The organism is Actinomadura sp. NAK00032 (assembly GCF_013364275.1).
GTDB lineage: Bacteria > Actinomycetota > Actinomycetes > Streptosporangiales > Streptosporangiaceae > Spirillospora.
Window position 1 is genome coordinate 5,596,380 of record NZ_CP054932.1, and the last position, 15,033, is coordinate 5,611,412.

Genomic DNA, 15,033 nt, shown 5'->3' on the forward strand with positions numbered 1-15,033 from the left:
AGGCATAGGGGTAGCGGACTCCGGCGCAAAACTCGACCAGTCGCAGGGACGGGCCGCCCACGACCAGATCGCCGCAGGATGATGGGCAGTTGCGATCTGCCTGGCCCGCCGCCGCGGTAGGTGTCAAGTCAAACGGGACAGGGGCCAGTGATCGTTAGGCGGCCTGTTTCTCCTGGTCAGAGCTGCTCGGGTCGGTGGGGTCTTCGTCGGGTCGGTTGATCTGCGCGACTGTGGGGATCTTGGGCAGCGTGGGCGGCTGGGTGAACCGTCGCGGGTTGGCCGCGCGGAACGCTGCGATCGTGGCGGCTCGGTTGTGCTGGATCGCCTGTGCGGTGCCGATATGCATGGTGAACGGCGTGTGGAGCCCGATCCCGGCGTGGTAATGCCGGTGATTGTAGTAGTCGAAGAAATGGTGGCAGAACGTCTCGGCCTCGTCGAGCGAGGTGAACCTGGCAGGGAACACCGGGCAGTACTTCAAGGTTTTGAACTGCGCCTCGCTGTAGGGGTTGTCGTTGCTCACCTTCGGGCGGGAGTGGGACTTGATGATGTCCAGGTCTGCCAGTAGTGCCGTCACCGGCTTGGAGGTCATCGAGGTCCCGTTGTCGGAATGGATGGTGCCGGGCACGATCCCGCCGTTGGCGGCGAACGAGTTCTGCATGAACTGCTCGGCCAGCTCACCTGACTCGCGCAGGTGGATCTCCCAGTGCACGACGTAGCGGGAGAAGATGTCGAGCATCACATACAGGTCATAGAACTGGCGTGGCCCCGGACCTGGCAGTTTCGTGATATCCCAACTCCATATCTGGTTGGGGGCGTGCGCGGCCAGATACGGTTTGGTGCGCGCCTGGTGCCGGGCGTGGGCGCGCCGCTCCCGGACCTGGTCACGCCTGCGTAGTTCCCGGTACATCGTCGACACCGACGCCAGGTACACCCCCTCGTCCAGCAGCGCAGCCCACACCTGTCGGGGTGCCTTGTCGGCGAACCGGTCGCTGTTGAGCATCTCGACCAGTTCGGCCCGTTCGCTCTCGCTCAGCGCGTTCGGCGGCGCCGGCCGCTCCGCCGGCTCACTGTTTCCCGGCGCCGGGTTCCGCCGTCGGTAGAAACTGCTGCGCGGCACACCCGACAATGCGCACGCGAAGCGAATCGGCAGATGCTCGACCAGCAGGGAAAGGGTTTCGTGGCGGCAGCGGGTCACGAATTCTCGGTGTCCGCGCTCTCGGACATTGTTTCCAAGAGCGCGATACCTTTTCCCATGATGTCCAGGGCGGCCTCGGTCTGCTTGAGTTTTCTGGCCATGGCGGCGTTCTGCCGCTCCAGCCGCGCCTTCTCCTTGCGCAACTGCTCCAACTCGGCCTGCTCCGGCGTCTTCTCCTTCTTGGCGGCCGGGCGGCTCGTTCCCGCAGCGGTCAGTTCACCGGCGTCGCGCTGCCGGCGCCACAGTTGAACGCTGGACTCATAAAGTCCCTCACGGCGCAGCAGTGCGCCCTTGTCGCCATGCTCGGCCGCGTCGTACTCCTCGACCATCCGCAACTTGTAGGCGGCACTGAAGGTCCGCCGCTTGGGCCGGCCGGTCCGCGGCCCGTCACCGGAAGGAAGATCGTGGCTGGTCATCGTCACTCTGCTCAGTACCCGTTCTCGCCCTGTCTACATCAGCTAGGGAACTTCATCCCCTCGTGTCCCATCTGAGCCTGACACAGAGGGCCGCAGCGACGTCATCTACGCCATGCTCCGCGACAAGCAGCCCTACCAACCCACCCGCAAACCCAACGCCCGAGCAGCTTGACGAATCCCATAGACATCCGATCTTCCTAATGTGTCAAGCGACGGCGGCCAGGTGGGTGCGGAAGGCGGTGGCTTCGTCATAGAGCCGGCCGGTCTGCAGGCAGTGATGGAGGCAGCCGATCATGCGGTTGAAGGTGTTGCGGAGTGCGCTGGAGTGTCGGTCTCCGACGGCTCGACGGTGGTCATAGTGAGCGCGTGGGCCGGGTGCCCGGAGGGAGGCGAACGCCCAGACATAGCCGGCGGCGGCCAGCCGCTGGTTCTTGACCTTGCGATGGTGAACTACCGTGCTGCGTCCAGAGGCGCGGGTGACGGGCGCTGATCCGGCATAGGCCTTGAGGGCGCGGGCGTCGGCGAAGCGGGCCCGGTCGTCGCTGAGCTCGGCCAGCACGCGGGCGCCGGTCAGGTCGGCCAGCCCGGGGAAGCTGACGATGATTTCGGCGCCGGGGTGCTGGTGGAATGCCTGGCTGGTGGCTTCGGCGAGGTCGTCGGCGGCCTGGCAGGCAGCGTCGAGCTGCAGCAGCAGGGCCTGGGTCTGGTGGCCGAGCGCGGCCTCGACCATGGGGAGCTGGTGCAGATGCTCCTGGCGGAGGACGGCTTGGAGTTGCTCGGCACGGTTGTCTAGGTTGCGTTGGCGGCCGGCGCGGCGCAGCGCCACCCGCAGCTGGGTTCTGGTGAGCTTGGCGGCCCGGGTGGGGGTTGGGGGCCGCTGTGAGGACGGCGCGGGCTTCGGCGGAGGTCAGGCCAACATTCTTGACCTGGAAGGCTTGGAGCGCGGCCGGGAAGAACTCGCGGAGTAGTGAACGGAGCTCGTTGGCCAGCTGCTGGCGGTTCCAGACCGCGTCCTGCTGGGCACGGGCCAGCACCGCGATGGACTGCACGAGTTCGGAGTCCTCTGGCAGTGGCCGGTGATGAGCGGCGTCGACGCGCAAGATGCTGGCCAGGGTGAATGCGTCAGCATGATCGCTCTTGGACCTGGCGACCCCAATCCGCCGCAGGGCCCGCATTCTCAGGTGAGGACTCAAGGCCCCGGTCAACCGAGCGGTGGTCCCTACGGTCGGCTCAGAACACGATCTTGCCGACCCCGCCGATCCGGTGGGTGGCGATCGAGAGGCGCCGGGCCGCACTGCCTATGGGGAGGACTTCACGTCCAGGGACACCCGAGACGTCTCCCGGCACCCTTCGATCACCACCCACCCATCGCTCATCCCGACCGCGCACCGCCTGCGAGGGGAGAGGTCAAGCCTCGGGGTCCACATAGGCATCGATCGAGAAAGAGCTGCAGGACCGCAGCCCCTCGGGAGTCATTAGGGTCCACACTGTTGTCCACGGCCATCGCGTTTCTTCTCCTTCGGTCTTGGTCGATTCGAAGGATCACGCGATGGCCGTCTCACGTCACGACGCCACGCCCTCTGACCAGGTCAAACTCATACACCACCCCCGTGGACGCAACCTGCGTCAGCATGAGCGCCGATCTGGCAGGGACCGCGTGAGCCAGCCAGCTTGTGCCTGGCTTCTTCCCAACCCGAGCATGAAAGATGATCTTGCCTGGCGTGGAATTCGAGGTCGTGCCCCGGGCGCTGTGGCTGGCGAGGGGGTCTCGGTCGGCAGGCCCGGCTTCCAGAACGCCGGGCTGGCGCGCTGCCCGTCCTGCTGCGCGAAACCCCAGTTGGGTACGCCGGCGACGATCGCGAGGTCTGCTCCCCGCACGACGCGCTTGGGATACGGCGGCGCACGGAGCACGCCATCGGTAGGTTCGCGCCATGACACGATGGAAGAACGCGAACCCCACGAATCTGGGCGCTGCGGCCGCTGCGGAGTTCGCGCTGTCGGGCTACCAGGTATTCCGGCCACTGGTCGACGATCGTGGCGTCGACCTGCTTATCGACCGAGGCGACGGCCAGCACCTACTTGTCCAAGTCAAGTCCAGCCGCCTGAACTACGTGTTCATGCGCAAGAAGGTCTTCCCCCTGGACGACTTCCGCGCGCTGGCTCTGCTGGTGTACCCACCCGACAGCGAGCAACCAGAGCTCTTTGTCATCCCCGCAGCCGCGTGGCGTACCCCTGCCCCACCCCTGGTATCCCGCGACTACGACAAGCCGGGGCTCAAATCCCCGCCGGAGTGGGGTGTGAACTTCTCCAGGACGTGGCGGTCGCAACTCGCCCCCTGGCGAATGAAGCCCGGCGATCTCTTGCCCACGGCCTTCGAGTCGACGTCGCCCAGCTGAGACTGCCCGGAGATTCCTCCGTCCATACAACGTCGATCAGCCCCGGCCTTCTCGGAGCTGTTGTCACCATAGGTGGCTTTGCGGGCTGGCCACTGGCCCCGCGTTGTCCCTGCCGGAAATCGCGTCGGGCAGGTCAAGCGGCATGTTCGTACTCGTTGAGGATTCCGCCCAGCCGTTGTCTTCTTCGGATGTTCAGGTGGGCGATCTCGCCGGGTTCGATGATCGGTGGAGGCAGCGGCTTCAACGGGCGTGCGATGGCGATGACCTGATGAGGCCGATGCTCGTTGTAGAACTCGAACTCGTGGAGGGCCTGAAGCCGGTGCCGCTGGTTCCAGATCAACGTGCCCATGAGTTCACGGCGGCAGGTCTGCACCCACCGCTCCATCACTGCGTTCACCCACAGCATCTGTACCCCGGTCCGCAACCTCACAGGGTAGATCCCGCTACTTGATGTCAAGCCCCATGAGGTCGGCCTGTCTGAAGCCGGAAACCAGTGCTCCCCAGAGGCCGTCTAATCCAGAACCAGGTGCGGAGATTGTCCGTGCCGCTGACAGGTGGAGCGACTAATGTCGAAGCGGCTGTCTTACGCCGATGCGGTGAAGCTTCTTGGTGGCACCGACAGCAGGATCGTGGCTGCGCTGGACCGGCTCACTGGCGGTCTTCTTCTGGCATTGACCGGCGGCGGTTCGGCATTCGCGCTCAGTCTCTTCGATGCCAAGGGGGAACTGGCGCGGCTCAGCGGTGAACTGGTCGCCGGGCTCGGCGACCCCCTCTGTGTCAGGCTCAGATGGGACACGAGGGGATGAAGTTCCCTAGCTGATGTAGACAGGGCGAGAACGGGTACTGAGCAGAGTGACGATGACCAGCCACGATCTTCCTTCCGGTGACGGGCCGCGGACCGGCCGGCCCAAGCGGCGGACCTTCAGTGCCGCCTACAAGTTGCGGATGGTCGAGGAGTACGACGCGGCCGAGCATGGCGACAAGGGCGCACTGCTGCGCCGTGAGGGACTTTATGAGTCCAGCGTTCAACTGTGGCGCCGGCAGCGCGACGCCGGTGAACTGACCGCTGCGGGAACGAGCCGCCCGGCCGCCAAGAAGGAGAAGACGCCGGAGCAGGCCGAGTTGGAGCAGTTGCGCAAGGAGAAGGCGCGGCTGGAGCGGCAGAACGCCGCCATGGCCAGAAAACTCAAGCAGACCGAGGCCGCCCTGGACATCATGGGAAAAGGTATCGCGCTCTTGGAAACAATGTCCGAGAGCGCGGACACCGAGAATTCGTGACCCGCTGCCGCCACGAAACCCTTTCCCTGCTGGTCGAGCATCTGCCGATTCGCTTCGCGTGCGCATTGTCGGGTGTGCCGCGCAGCAGTTTCTACCGACGGCGGAACCCGGCGCCGGGAAACAGTGAGCCGGCGGAGCGGCCGGCGCCGCCGAACGCGCTGAGCGAGAGCGAACGGGCCGAACTGGTCGAGATGCTCAACAGCGACCGGTTCGCCGACAAGGCACCCCGACAGGTGTGGGCTGCGCTGCTGGACGAGGGGGTGTACCTGGCGTCGGTGTCGACGATGTACCGGGAACTACGCAGGCGTGACCAGGTCCGGGAGCGGCGCGCCCACGCCCGGCACCAGGCGCGCACCAAACCGTATCTGGCCGCGCACGCCCCCAACCAGATATGGAGTTGGGATATCACGAAACTGCCAGGTCCGGGGCCACGCCAGTTCTATGACCTGTATGTGATGCTCGACATCTTCTCCCGCTACGTCGTGCACTGGGAGATCCACCTGCGCGAGTCAGGTGAGCTGGCCGAGCAGTTCATGCAGAACTCGTTCGCCGCCAACGGCGGGATCGTGCCCGGCACCATCCATTCCGACAACGGGACCTCGATGACCTCCAAGCCGGTGACGGCACTACTGGCAGACCTGGACATCATCAAGTCCCACTCCCGCCCGAAGGTGAGCAACGACAACCCCTACAGCGAGGCGCAGTTCAAAACCTTGAAGTACTGCCCGGTGTTCCCTGCCAGGTTCACCTCGCTCGACGAGGCCGAGACGTTCTGCCACCATTTCTTCGACTACTACAATCACCGGCATTACCACGCCGGGATCGGGCTCCACACGCCGTTCACCATGCATATCGGCACCGCACAGGCGATCCAGCACAACCGAGCCGCCACGATCGCAGCGTTCCGCGCGGCCAACCCGCGACGGTTCACCCAGCCGCCCACGCTGCCCAAGATCCCCACAGTCGCGCAGATCAACCGACCCGACGAAGACCCCACCGACCCGAGCAGCTCTGACCAGGAGAAACAGGCCGCCTAACGATCACTGGCCCCTGTCCCGTTTGACTTGACACCTACCGACCGGATGCGCGGGCTCGGCCGCTTCGACCGTACCCAACGGCTCACCGCAGCCCACCAAATCATCGTGCTGACCGGGTACTTCGAGGCGCTGAGCGGCGTCGAGCCGCCCATCGACCTGCGCGAGCTGAGGTTGGTACAGCTCGCCACTGGTCAGGATGTCTCGGGCGAACGTCTTCGCGCGCTCGCGAGCATTCTCAACGACAGCGACGTGCCGGAGGTCTCGGACCCCAAGCTGGAGGAGTTCTACGCGAGCCTGAGCGAGCGACTGATCGGCTACTTGGAGGCTCGGGGACCGCTTGGCGTCGGCGTGCGGGAGACTCTGCAGCAACGCATCCCGGTCGCGGCAGTACGGCAGTATGAGCAGCATCTACGTCAACTCGCGGGCCAGTTCCCCGAGGTGGCGTTCTGGGCCGGTCGACACGACAACCGGACGACCCAGATGGGCCTGGCCGGCCTGCAGGAAACCCTTGATCACATCGCGTCCGGACGAGCGCCAGACGAGCGTCGCCAAGCCCTCGCCCGGCGGTACCGCCGGATTCTCGATCGTCCGGTCCTCGCCGCCGGAGACGTCCCCGAAGGGCTCGCATTGCCTTCGCTCGCTGAGGCGTACGTCAATCCGGCGTACCGCAGCTACTCTGTCGGTCCGTCCGACCGCATCGATGATGAGAGCTTCTGGAACCCGATCCCGGTCGGGGAGGACCTGCAGAGTTTCCTGATCTCGTATCTCACCTCGCTGCGCGTGGCCGAGGGCCCGCTGATCGTGCTCGGACAGCCGGGATCGGGCAAATCACTTCTCACCCAGGTCCTCGCGGCCCGCCTACCTGTGACCGACTTCCTCGCGGTGCGGGTCGTGCTGCGAGAGGTTCCCGCCGACACCGACCTTCAATCGCAAATCGAGTTCGCGATCAGGGACGCCACCGGCGACCATCTGACCTGGCCGGCGCTTGCCCGCGCCAGCAGCGGCGCCATGCCCGTCCTGTTACTGGACGGTTTCGACGAGTTACTTCAGGCCACGGGTGTGGGGCAAACCGACTATCTGGAACAGATCGCGCGGTTCCAGGAGCGTGAGGCCGACCAGGGACGACCAGTCGCGGTGATCATCACCAGCCGAACAGCGGTGGCGGACCGCGCGCGCATCCCCCGTAGCGGTGCGGTTGCAGTGCGGCTAGAGCCCTTCGACGAGGCGCGGGTCGACCGCTGGCTGACTGTCTGGAACGCTGTCAACACCCCGCATCTCGCCGCGCGCGGCCTGCGTCCCCTACCTCTCGACGCCGTGTTGAAACAACCTGCCTGCGCCGAACAGCCACTGTTGCTGCTGATGCTGGCTCTCTACGACGCGGCTGACAACGCGCTCCAGCGGCACAGCGAAGCACTCGATGAGGCCGATCTGTACGAACGGATCATCATGGCCTTCGCCGAGCGTGAGGTTCGGAAGTCTCATCCAGAACTGAACCCAGCAGAGCTGGGCGCTGCCGTCGAAGAGGAACTGCTGTGCCTCTCCGTAGCGGCCTTCGCCATGTTCAATAGAGGCCGACAATGGGCCAGCGAGGAAGAACTGACGGCCGATCTCGCTGCTCTCCTCGAGATGTCTGCTCCACATGCCGCTGGCTTCGCAAAAGCATCCTCTCCGGCACAGACGGTCATCAGCCGGTTCTTCTTCATTCACCAAGCCCAAGCCGTCCGTGCCGACCTTAGACTCACCACCTGCGAGTTCTTACACGCGACGTTCGGTGAGTTCCTCATAGCCCGACTGATCGCGCGGGAACTTGCCGACCTGGCCGCCGTCCTCTCCGTGTCCACTTCGCGCACCAGGCGGCCAGCCGACGACGGTTTCCTGCGTGCTCTGCTGTCGTTCGCGCCGCTGACCCTACGCGGGAAGGTGGTCGAGTTCCTCACCGGTCTCATCACCGCTCACAGCCCACAATTGTGCGAGTTGCTGCTGGACGGCTTTCGCACGGCGCACGACGCCCAGCGCGACTGGGGACAAGAGAACTACGAACCCGTTCGCCTCGGCGCACCGGCCCGCTGCGCCGCGCTCTCGGCTAACCTGCTGCTTCTGCTACTTCTTCCAGGAAGCCGGCTCACAGCCCGCGCACTCTTCCCGGACGCCACCTTCCCAGTGGAAGACTGGCGCCGCCACACCCTGCTCTGGCGGACCCAGTTCAAGACCGAAGGATGGCGGAACCTAGTCGCCACGCTACGGCTGGACCGAATCTGGAACGGCGATGAGAGAGACATCTTGATCTCCTCCTGCCCCGGTGGCTGGGACCCGCCCCCGCTCGACGGACGTTGGCTGTCCAACACCCCACCTGGCGCGACCTATATCGGCTGGCGAAGGATGAGCACCCGCGAGTTGCGCAGGGAAAGCTACTTCGCCTGCGACCTGGGACAGGATTACGCCTGGCACGGTATCGAGCCACTGATCATCAATCTCGACCGGGATCCCGACGACGCAGTGAACGAGGGGCTCACCGAGTTCGGCGTCCTCTCCACAAACTCCATCGCGCTATCGGTTGCGCACACGATGATTCATATGTGGCTCAAGTCAGGTGAAGGCGCTAACCCTGATGAGCTCCAACGGGCATATCGTGAGTGTGTAGAGGCGATCGAGCGAGGACGTCAGCAGGAAGCAACACGCAGCAGAAACACCCATTATTCGCGAGTGCTGCGGCAACTTGCCGCCGATGCCGACCGTCTCCCCAAAAGCTTCCGCGCTGAACTGCTGGAGATCTTTCGTCGCAGCGGACTCCTTGACGTTTCCAGCCCCCACATTGAGGCCTGGGCGGCACATGCTTTCGGCGACCTCGATCAAGACTGAAAAACCAGGTGCCGTTTTCCGCGGCTGGCGACCTCGCCAGCGCCCTGACCCAGTGGATGGTCAACGCCCGCATTGGTGTTCGCTCCTTGTTTGCTCGCATGTCACGGAACGCGTCGGCCGCAGGCGACATAGAGCGGCATTGCAGACCACTCACAACCGCGCACAATGGGACGGAGTGATAGAGTTCGCCCCTTGGAGCAATGGACCGATAGCGCCGACTTCGGACTTCTAATCCGATGACCCAGAACTCCAAGATCAGCCTGACATAGCCCCCCAGACTGGCCTAAAGCGCAACGCCGATGCACGATGCGCTGGAGTAGCTTCTGAAGTTGGATCGCTTCTTGTGGGTCAGCAAGTGATGGGCGGTTAAGCACGCACGTTCCAAAAAGCGCACTTCGTGTCTGAGCCTCGGAGTATGGAGTGTTGTGAGCGTCGCCCGTTCCGAGACCAGGTGGGCGGCGCAGTGCTCCTTGAGTCCCCCGTCCAGCGTCCAGAGCGGCAGACTTGGCAGAATCGCCTCTATGCTCCAGCAACTTGGTCGCCCATGGGTGCAGGGATGCTGTCTAGCGGTTCACTCCTCGACGCGATCCAACGACTGGCACCTCATCGAGTCCAGGGCTCGGTGAGGTGATGTCCGCAGGAGCTCCCGGGTTGAGGGGAGCTGCAGGGAAGCCAATTGGGGAGCCACCGTGGTCAGACTCCTCGGTTGCGTCCACGGAGGTGGTGTATGAGTTTGACCTGGTCAGAGGGCGTGGCGTCGTGACGTGAGACGGCCATCGCGTGATCCTTCGAATCGACCAAGATCAGAAGGAGAGGAACGCGATGGCCGTGGACAACAGTGTGGACCCTGCGGGGTGGCTGGCCGAGCAGATCGGGGTGTGTGAGCCCGATGTGTTGCGGTCGATGGTCAAGACGATGGCCGAGGCCCTCATGTCGGCGGAGGCGGACGCGGTCTGCGGCGCCGACTACGGGACCCGCTCAGAGGACCGGGTGAACCGCCGCAACGGCTACCGGGTCCGGGACTGGGACACCCGCGCCGGCACCGTGGAGTTGGCGATCCCGAAGCTGCGGTCGGGGTCCTACTTCCCCGAGTGGCTGCTGGAGCGGCGTCGCCGGGCCGAGCAGGCCCTGGTCTCGGTGGTGGCCACCTCCTATCTCCTGGGGGTGTCGACGCGCAGGGTGGACAAGCTGGTGGAGCAAATGGGCATCAAGGGCATCTCCAAAAGCCAGGTGTCGGAGATGTCCAAGGTGCTGGACGCGCAGGTGGCGGCGTTCCGGAACCGGCCGTTGGAGAGCGGCCCGTATGCGTTCGTGTGGGTGGACGCCCTGACTCAGAAGGTCCGTGAGGGCGGCCGGATCGTGAACGTGCATGTGCTGGTGGCCACCGGGGTCAACGCCGACGGGCACCGCGAGATCCTCGGGGTCGAGGTCACTTCGGCCGAGGACGGAGCCGGCTGGCTCGCCTTCCTGCGCGGGCTCGTCGCGCGCGGCCTGTCGGGCGTCCAGATGGTGATCTCCGATGCGCATCGGGGCCTGGTCGAGGCGATCGGGTCGACGCTGCCGGGCGCGGGCTGGCAGCGGTGCCGGACGCATTACCTGCGCAACCTGCTGACCAGGGTGCCCAAGTCGGCGCAGCCGTGGGTGGCGACGCTGGTGCGGACCATCTTCGACCAGCCCGCCGCCGAGGAGGTCCATGCCCAGCACGCACGGGTCGTCGCCTCGCTGGAGGCCAAGCACCCCGACGCGGCCGAGCACCTGGACCAGGCCAGACCCGATCTGCTGGCCTTCACCGGCTTCCCGCGCCAGCTCTGGCGGCAGATCTGGTCCAACAACCCGCAGGAGCGCCTGAACAAGGAGATCCGCAGGCGCACCGACGTGGTCGGGATCTTCCCCGACCGGGCCGCGATCGTCCGCCTGGTCGGCGCGGTGCTGATGGAGCAGACCGACGAATGGACCGAGGCCCGCCGCTACATGGGCCCGGAATGCCTCGCCAAAGCCCGGCTGCGCGTCATCGACGGCACCACACCCGACCCCGCTACCGAGCAGCAGGAACTCACCGCTTAACCTGCAGAAACAGGATCACGCGAAGATCAACTCTTACACCACTCCAGTGGACGTCACCGGTGGGAGGGAGATGATCTCCCAAAATCCTCCCAGTTGATCACTGAGGCCCTGCCGCTGAGATGCGGGAGGGCCTGTGTCGTAAGGGGTGGGCGATACTGGGTTCGAACCAGTGACCTCTTCGGTGTGAACGAAGCGCTCTCCCACTGAGCTAATCGCCCCGGTGTTCCGACGTCGGAAACTCTAGCGCATCTTGGGGGGTGGTCGCGCGTTGAGTGCGGTGGTGCCAGATGAGGTAGATGGCCGTGCAGGTCAGGGTCCAGGCCGCCAGGGTGATGAAGGGCTGGGCGCGCTGGTGGTCGTGGAAGTAGATGGCGGTGTGCTGGGCGTCGACGGAGGCGCCGGGCGGGAGCCAGCGGCCGATGGTGCCGAGGGGGGACGGGAGGAGCGGCCAGGAGACGGCGCCGCCGGAGGACGGGTTGCCGATCAGGACCATGAGGCCCCAGGTGGGGATCATGGCCCAGCGGCCGATGAGGGCGTTGAACATCGTGAAGACCATGCCGCTGGTCAGCATGGTGAGGGCGGAGATGCTCCAGGACTCCCGGAAGGGGAGGTGGAGGACGCCCAGGCCGTGGTCGACGACGGTGCAGATCGCGAGGCCGCCGAGGGCGGCGTAGGCGGCGGTGAAGGCGATGCGGGCGGCGGGGGTCAGGGCCGCGGCGTGCACGTTGAACTGGATGGCGCCGACGAAACCGATGATCACGGCGGCCAGGGAGATGTAGAAGATGGCGAGGCCCTGCGGGTCGGTGGGCTGCAGGGGCTTGATGTCGCGGACGGTCACGGGGACGCCGGCGGCCTGGCCGGCGGCGGGGGCCGCCTGGGTGAGGATGCGGGCGACGGAGGCGCCGGAGGCGGCGGCGGTGTCCAGGGCCGCTTGGGGGCCGTTCAGGACGATGATCGCGAAGGCGCGCTGCTCTTCGATGGCGGCTGCGGCCTCGGAGTAGGACGGGTACTTCTGGACCGCGAGGGAGGCGTCCAGGTGGCCGTCGAGGGTCTGGAGGAAGGCGGTGGACTGGCCTTGGCCCACTACGGCCACGGGGATGTGGCGGGGGGCCGGGTTGGCCATGGCGTAGCAGTAGGAGCCGGCGAACAGGCCCGCGGCGACGGTGAGGATCAGCAGGAGGACGGCGGCGGGGAGGTACGGGGACGCACGGAAGTCCGCCCAGCGGTCGCGGATCGAGTGCACATGGTCACGCTATGTGAGCGCCCGGGTCAGGTCCAGAACGTGGGGTCCTCGATCTTCCAGGGCAGGGTGAGGCCGTAGACGCCGAGGTAGGCGGCCACGGCGGCGGCGAGGACGACGGCGGTCAGGGTGCCGAGGATGGTGTTGCGGCGGCGCTTGCGGGGGTCGAGGGCCTTCTCCTTGGCGCGGTCCGCGGCGGTCTTGGCGCGGTGGAGGGCGCGCTGGGCCCAGGCGAACTCGGTGGCGAGGATCGCGAGTCCGACGATGATGCCGAGGAGGCCGGGGCCCGGGGTGATCATCATGACCAGGCCGCCGACGAGGACGGTCGTGCCGACGGCGAAGACGCCGGCGCGCCAGGCGGTGTTCAGCAGCGGGTTGCGCCGGACCCGTTCGCGGAAGCGGTGGAGCCGGCCGTCCTTTTCATCATTGCTTGCCACGGATTTACCTTAAGCGAGGTGTGGCCGCCGCGGGGACTCCACAGAACGTCCAGATCGTCCCGGATTGTGGGCTGACGCCCCACCGCAAGATCCGCTTTTGCGCAGGTCAGACGCAGGTTTTGCTACGGTGAGATGGATCACAATCGGGTGGGGCGCCGGAATGTTCGGCCGAGATCAGGCAGTTAGGCGTCATAGATCGCGGGGATGTCCGTCAGAGGGAGAACCACCGGAGCACCCCGCGAGCCAGCGGGACCGACGTAAGAGGGAATGGCCATGAACAGCAGTACCACCGTCTCAGCACAGCTGGGCCTTCGTCTCGTCGTCCCCGACCGCACGACCGTCCCCCTGCTCGCCGGGCTCGAGTACGCGGCCGACGACCCGTACGCGATCCGGATGGCCTTCTACGTGGGCGACGACGAGCCGGTGGAGTGGATCTTCGCCAGGGAGCTCCTCACGGTCGGCATCGTGCGCAGGGTCGGGGACGGGGACGTCGAGGTCTGGCCCGCCGACGACGACGGCTCGCTCAACATCGCGCTGTCGTCCCCGTTCGGGGACGCGCTGTTCGAGGTGCCGCTGTCGCCGCTCGCCGACTTCCTGCACCGGACGTACCAGGCCGTCCCGGCGGGCGAGGAGAGCGAGTTCATCGACATCGACGCCGAGCTGGAGAACCTCCTCTGGCCGTCCTAACCGGACAGGCGGGCGATGTGGCGCATCTTGTTCATCGCGTCCAGGGCGGCGACCTTGTACGACTCGGCGAGCGTGGGGTAGTTGAACACCGCGTTGACCAGGTAGTCGACGGTGCCGCCGCAGCCCATGACCGTCTGGCCGATGTGGACGAGCTCGGTGGCCCCCGTGCCGAACACGTGGACGCCGAGCAGGCGCCGGTCCTCCGGTGAGACGAGCAGTTTCAGCATTCCGTAGGAGTCCCCGATGATCTGGCCGCGGGCCAGCTCGCGGTAGCGGGAGACGCCCACCTCGAAGGGGATCTTGGCCTCGGTCAGGGCGTCCTCGGTGCGGCCGACGAAGCTGATCTCGGGGATGGTGTAGATCCCGATGGGCTGCGTCTCGTTGATGTCCGAGACGGGCTCGCCGCACGCGTGGTGGGCGGCGAGGCGGCCCTGCTCCATCGAGGTGGCGGCGAGGGACGGGAAGCCGATCACGTCCCCGACCGCGTAGATGTGCGGGACCTCGGTGCGGTAGTCGCCGTCGACCTTGATCCGGCCGCGCCGGTCGGCGGCGAGGCCGGCCGCCTCCAGGCACAGGTCGCCGGTCATGCCCTGCCGCCCGGCCGAGTACATGACGGTGTCGGCGGGGATGCGCTTGCCGCTCTCCAGGACGGTGATCGCCCCGTTCGGCATCCGCTCGACGGAGGCGACCGACTCGCGGAACCGGAACGTGACGGCCAGGTCGCGCAGGTGGTACTTGAGCGCCTCGACGATCTCCAGGTCGCAGAAGTCCAGCATCCGCTCGCGCCGCTCGACGACGGTGACCTTGGTGCCGAGCGCGGCGAACATCGAGGCGTACTCGATGCCGATGACGCCGGCCCCGACGACGACCATGGTCTCCGGGATGCGGTCCATGTTGATGATGCCGTCGGAGTCGATGATCGTCCGGTCGTCGAAGTCGACGGTGTCGGGGCGGGCCGGCCGGGTGCCGGTGGCGATCACGACGCGGTCGGCGGTGACCTTCCGCTCGCGGTCGCCGGCGCCGGCGACGCCGATCGTGTGCGGCTCCAGGAAGCGGGCCATGCCGGGCAGCACGGCGACGCGGTTGCGGGCGAGCTGGCTGCGGACGACGTCGGTCTCGCGGCCGATGACGTGCTGCGTCCGCATCCCGAGGTCGGCGACGGTGATCTCGTCCTTGACCCGGTAGCTCTGGCCGTACAGCTCGCGCTGGTTCAGGCCGGTCAGGTACAGGACGGCCTCGCGCATCGTCTTGGACGGGATCGTCCCAGTGTTGATGCAGACGCCGCCGATCATGTCGCGGCGGTCCACGATGCCGACCCTGCGGCCGAGCTTGGCGGCGGCGATGGCCGCGCGCTGCCCGCCGGGCCCGGATCCGAGCACGAGCAGATCGAAGTCGTTCACGTCCCCCAGTGTGGGGGCACGCCC

At 66.3% G+C, this 15,033-nt stretch carries 13 protein-coding genes, 1 tRNA gene and 1 pseudogene; 7 read left to right on the top strand and 8 right to left on the bottom strand.

Going from position 1 to position 15,033, the window contains the following annotated elements; translation table 11 throughout:
• Window positions 1–154: 154 nt before the first annotated feature.
• From HUT06_RS26145 to HUT06_RS26155, 3 genes and pseudogenes are all read right to left on the bottom strand, one after another.
• On the bottom strand, window positions 155–1,195 hold the full coding sequence (locus tag HUT06_RS26145; RefSeq protein ID WP_176195100.1) for an IS3 family transposase: 1,041 nt from the start codon (window positions 1,193–1,195) through the stop codon (window positions 155–157).
• The gene (locus HUT06_RS44045; protein WP_217711149.1) at window positions 1,192–1,611 is read right to left on the bottom strand and encodes a transposase; all 420 of its coding nucleotides are present in this window, start codon (window positions 1,609–1,611) and stop codon (window positions 1,192–1,194) included. The genes HUT06_RS26145 and HUT06_RS44045 overlap by 4 nt, the downstream gene beginning before the upstream one ends.
• Window positions 1,612–1,816: 205 nt before the next feature.
• Window positions 1,817–2,771: pseudogene (locus tag HUT06_RS26155) on the bottom strand (transposase); the annotation flags it as partial.
• Window positions 2,772–3,542: 771 nt separating this feature from the next.
• On the opposite strand from HUT06_RS26155, the gene HUT06_RS26160 reads away from it, so the two are divergent.
• Window positions 3,543–4,007, top strand: coding sequence for a DUF4365 domain-containing protein (locus HUT06_RS26160; RefSeq protein ID WP_176198137.1), 465 nt, complete (start codon window positions 3,543–3,545; stop codon window positions 4,005–4,007).
• 133 nt (window positions 4,008–4,140) lie between these two features.
• On the opposite strand, the gene HUT06_RS26165 is transcribed toward HUT06_RS26160, so the two are convergent.
• Window positions 4,141–4,404, bottom strand: a complete 264-nt coding sequence (locus HUT06_RS26165) for a hypothetical protein (RefSeq protein ID WP_217711464.1) — start codon at window positions 4,402–4,404, stop codon at window positions 4,141–4,143.
• Between the two features lie 169 nt (window positions 4,405–4,573).
• On the opposite strand from HUT06_RS26165, the gene HUT06_RS26170 reads away from it, so the two are divergent.
• The 5 genes from HUT06_RS26170 to HUT06_RS26190 all read left to right on the top strand — a co-directional run bounded on the left by HUT06_RS26170 (window position 4,574) and on the right by HUT06_RS26190 (window position 11,245).
• Window positions 4,574–4,813 (top strand): hypothetical protein, encoded by a 240-nt coding sequence (locus HUT06_RS26170; RefSeq protein WP_176198139.1) that lies wholly within the window; start codon window positions 4,574–4,576, stop codon window positions 4,811–4,813.
• A gap of 52 nt (window positions 4,814–4,865) precedes the next feature.
• Complete coding sequence (locus HUT06_RS44050; protein WP_217711149.1) at window positions 4,866–5,285, top strand: transposase; 420 nt, start codon at window positions 4,866–4,868, stop codon at window positions 5,283–5,285.
• Entirely contained in the window at window positions 5,282–6,322 is a 1,041-nt protein-coding gene (locus HUT06_RS26180; protein WP_176195100.1) for an IS3 family transposase, read from the top strand. The genes HUT06_RS44050 and HUT06_RS26180 overlap by 4 nt, the downstream gene beginning before the upstream one ends.
• 45 nt (window positions 6,323–6,367) lie before the next feature.
• The gene (locus HUT06_RS26185; RefSeq protein ID WP_176198140.1) at window positions 6,368–9,181 is read left to right on the top strand and encodes an NACHT domain-containing NTPase; all 2,814 of its coding nucleotides are present in this window, start codon (window positions 6,368–6,370) and stop codon (window positions 9,179–9,181) included.
• Between the two features lie 822 nt (window positions 9,182–10,003).
• Window positions 10,004–11,245: an IS256 family transposase gene (locus HUT06_RS26190; RefSeq protein ID WP_176194839.1), complete on the top strand. Its 1,242-nt coding sequence runs from the start codon at window positions 10,004–10,006 to the stop codon at window positions 11,243–11,245.
• Window positions 11,246–11,391: 146 nt separating this feature from the next.
• On the opposite strand, the gene HUT06_RS26195 is transcribed toward HUT06_RS26190, so the two are convergent.
• The 3 genes from HUT06_RS26195 to HUT06_RS26205 form a co-directional block, all read right to left on the bottom strand.
• Window positions 11,392–11,463 (bottom strand) — tRNA-Val (locus tag HUT06_RS26195).
• The gene (locus HUT06_RS26200) at window positions 11,454–12,488 is read right to left on the bottom strand and encodes an ABC transporter permease (protein WP_176198141.1); all 1,035 of its coding nucleotides are present in this window, start codon (window positions 12,486–12,488) and stop codon (window positions 11,454–11,456) included. Before HUT06_RS26200 ends, HUT06_RS26195 begins: the two co-directional genes overlap by 10 nt.
• A gap of 26 nt (window positions 12,489–12,514) precedes the next feature.
• Complete coding sequence (locus HUT06_RS26205; RefSeq protein WP_176198142.1) at window positions 12,515–12,922, bottom strand: TIGR02611 family protein; 408 nt, start codon at window positions 12,920–12,922, stop codon at window positions 12,515–12,517.
• A gap of 273 nt (window positions 12,923–13,195) precedes the next feature.
• Here HUT06_RS26205 and HUT06_RS26210 point away from each other — a divergent pair, with 273 nt between their 5' ends.
• Window positions 13,196–13,609 carry an SsgA family sporulation/cell division regulator gene (locus HUT06_RS26210; protein WP_131944314.1) on the top strand — a complete coding sequence of 138 codons (414 nt, stop codon included), beginning with the start codon at window positions 13,196–13,198 and terminating at the stop codon, window positions 13,607–13,609.
• Here the strand turns inward: HUT06_RS26210 and sthA are convergent.
• On the bottom strand, window positions 13,606–15,009 hold the full coding sequence (sthA, locus tag HUT06_RS26215; RefSeq protein ID WP_176198143.1) for a Si-specific NAD(P)(+) transhydrogenase: 1,404 nt from the start codon (window positions 15,007–15,009) through the stop codon (window positions 13,606–13,608). The two genes, HUT06_RS26210 and sthA, sit on opposite strands and share 4 nt — an antisense overlap.
• Window positions 15,010–15,033 lie beyond the last annotated feature (24 nt).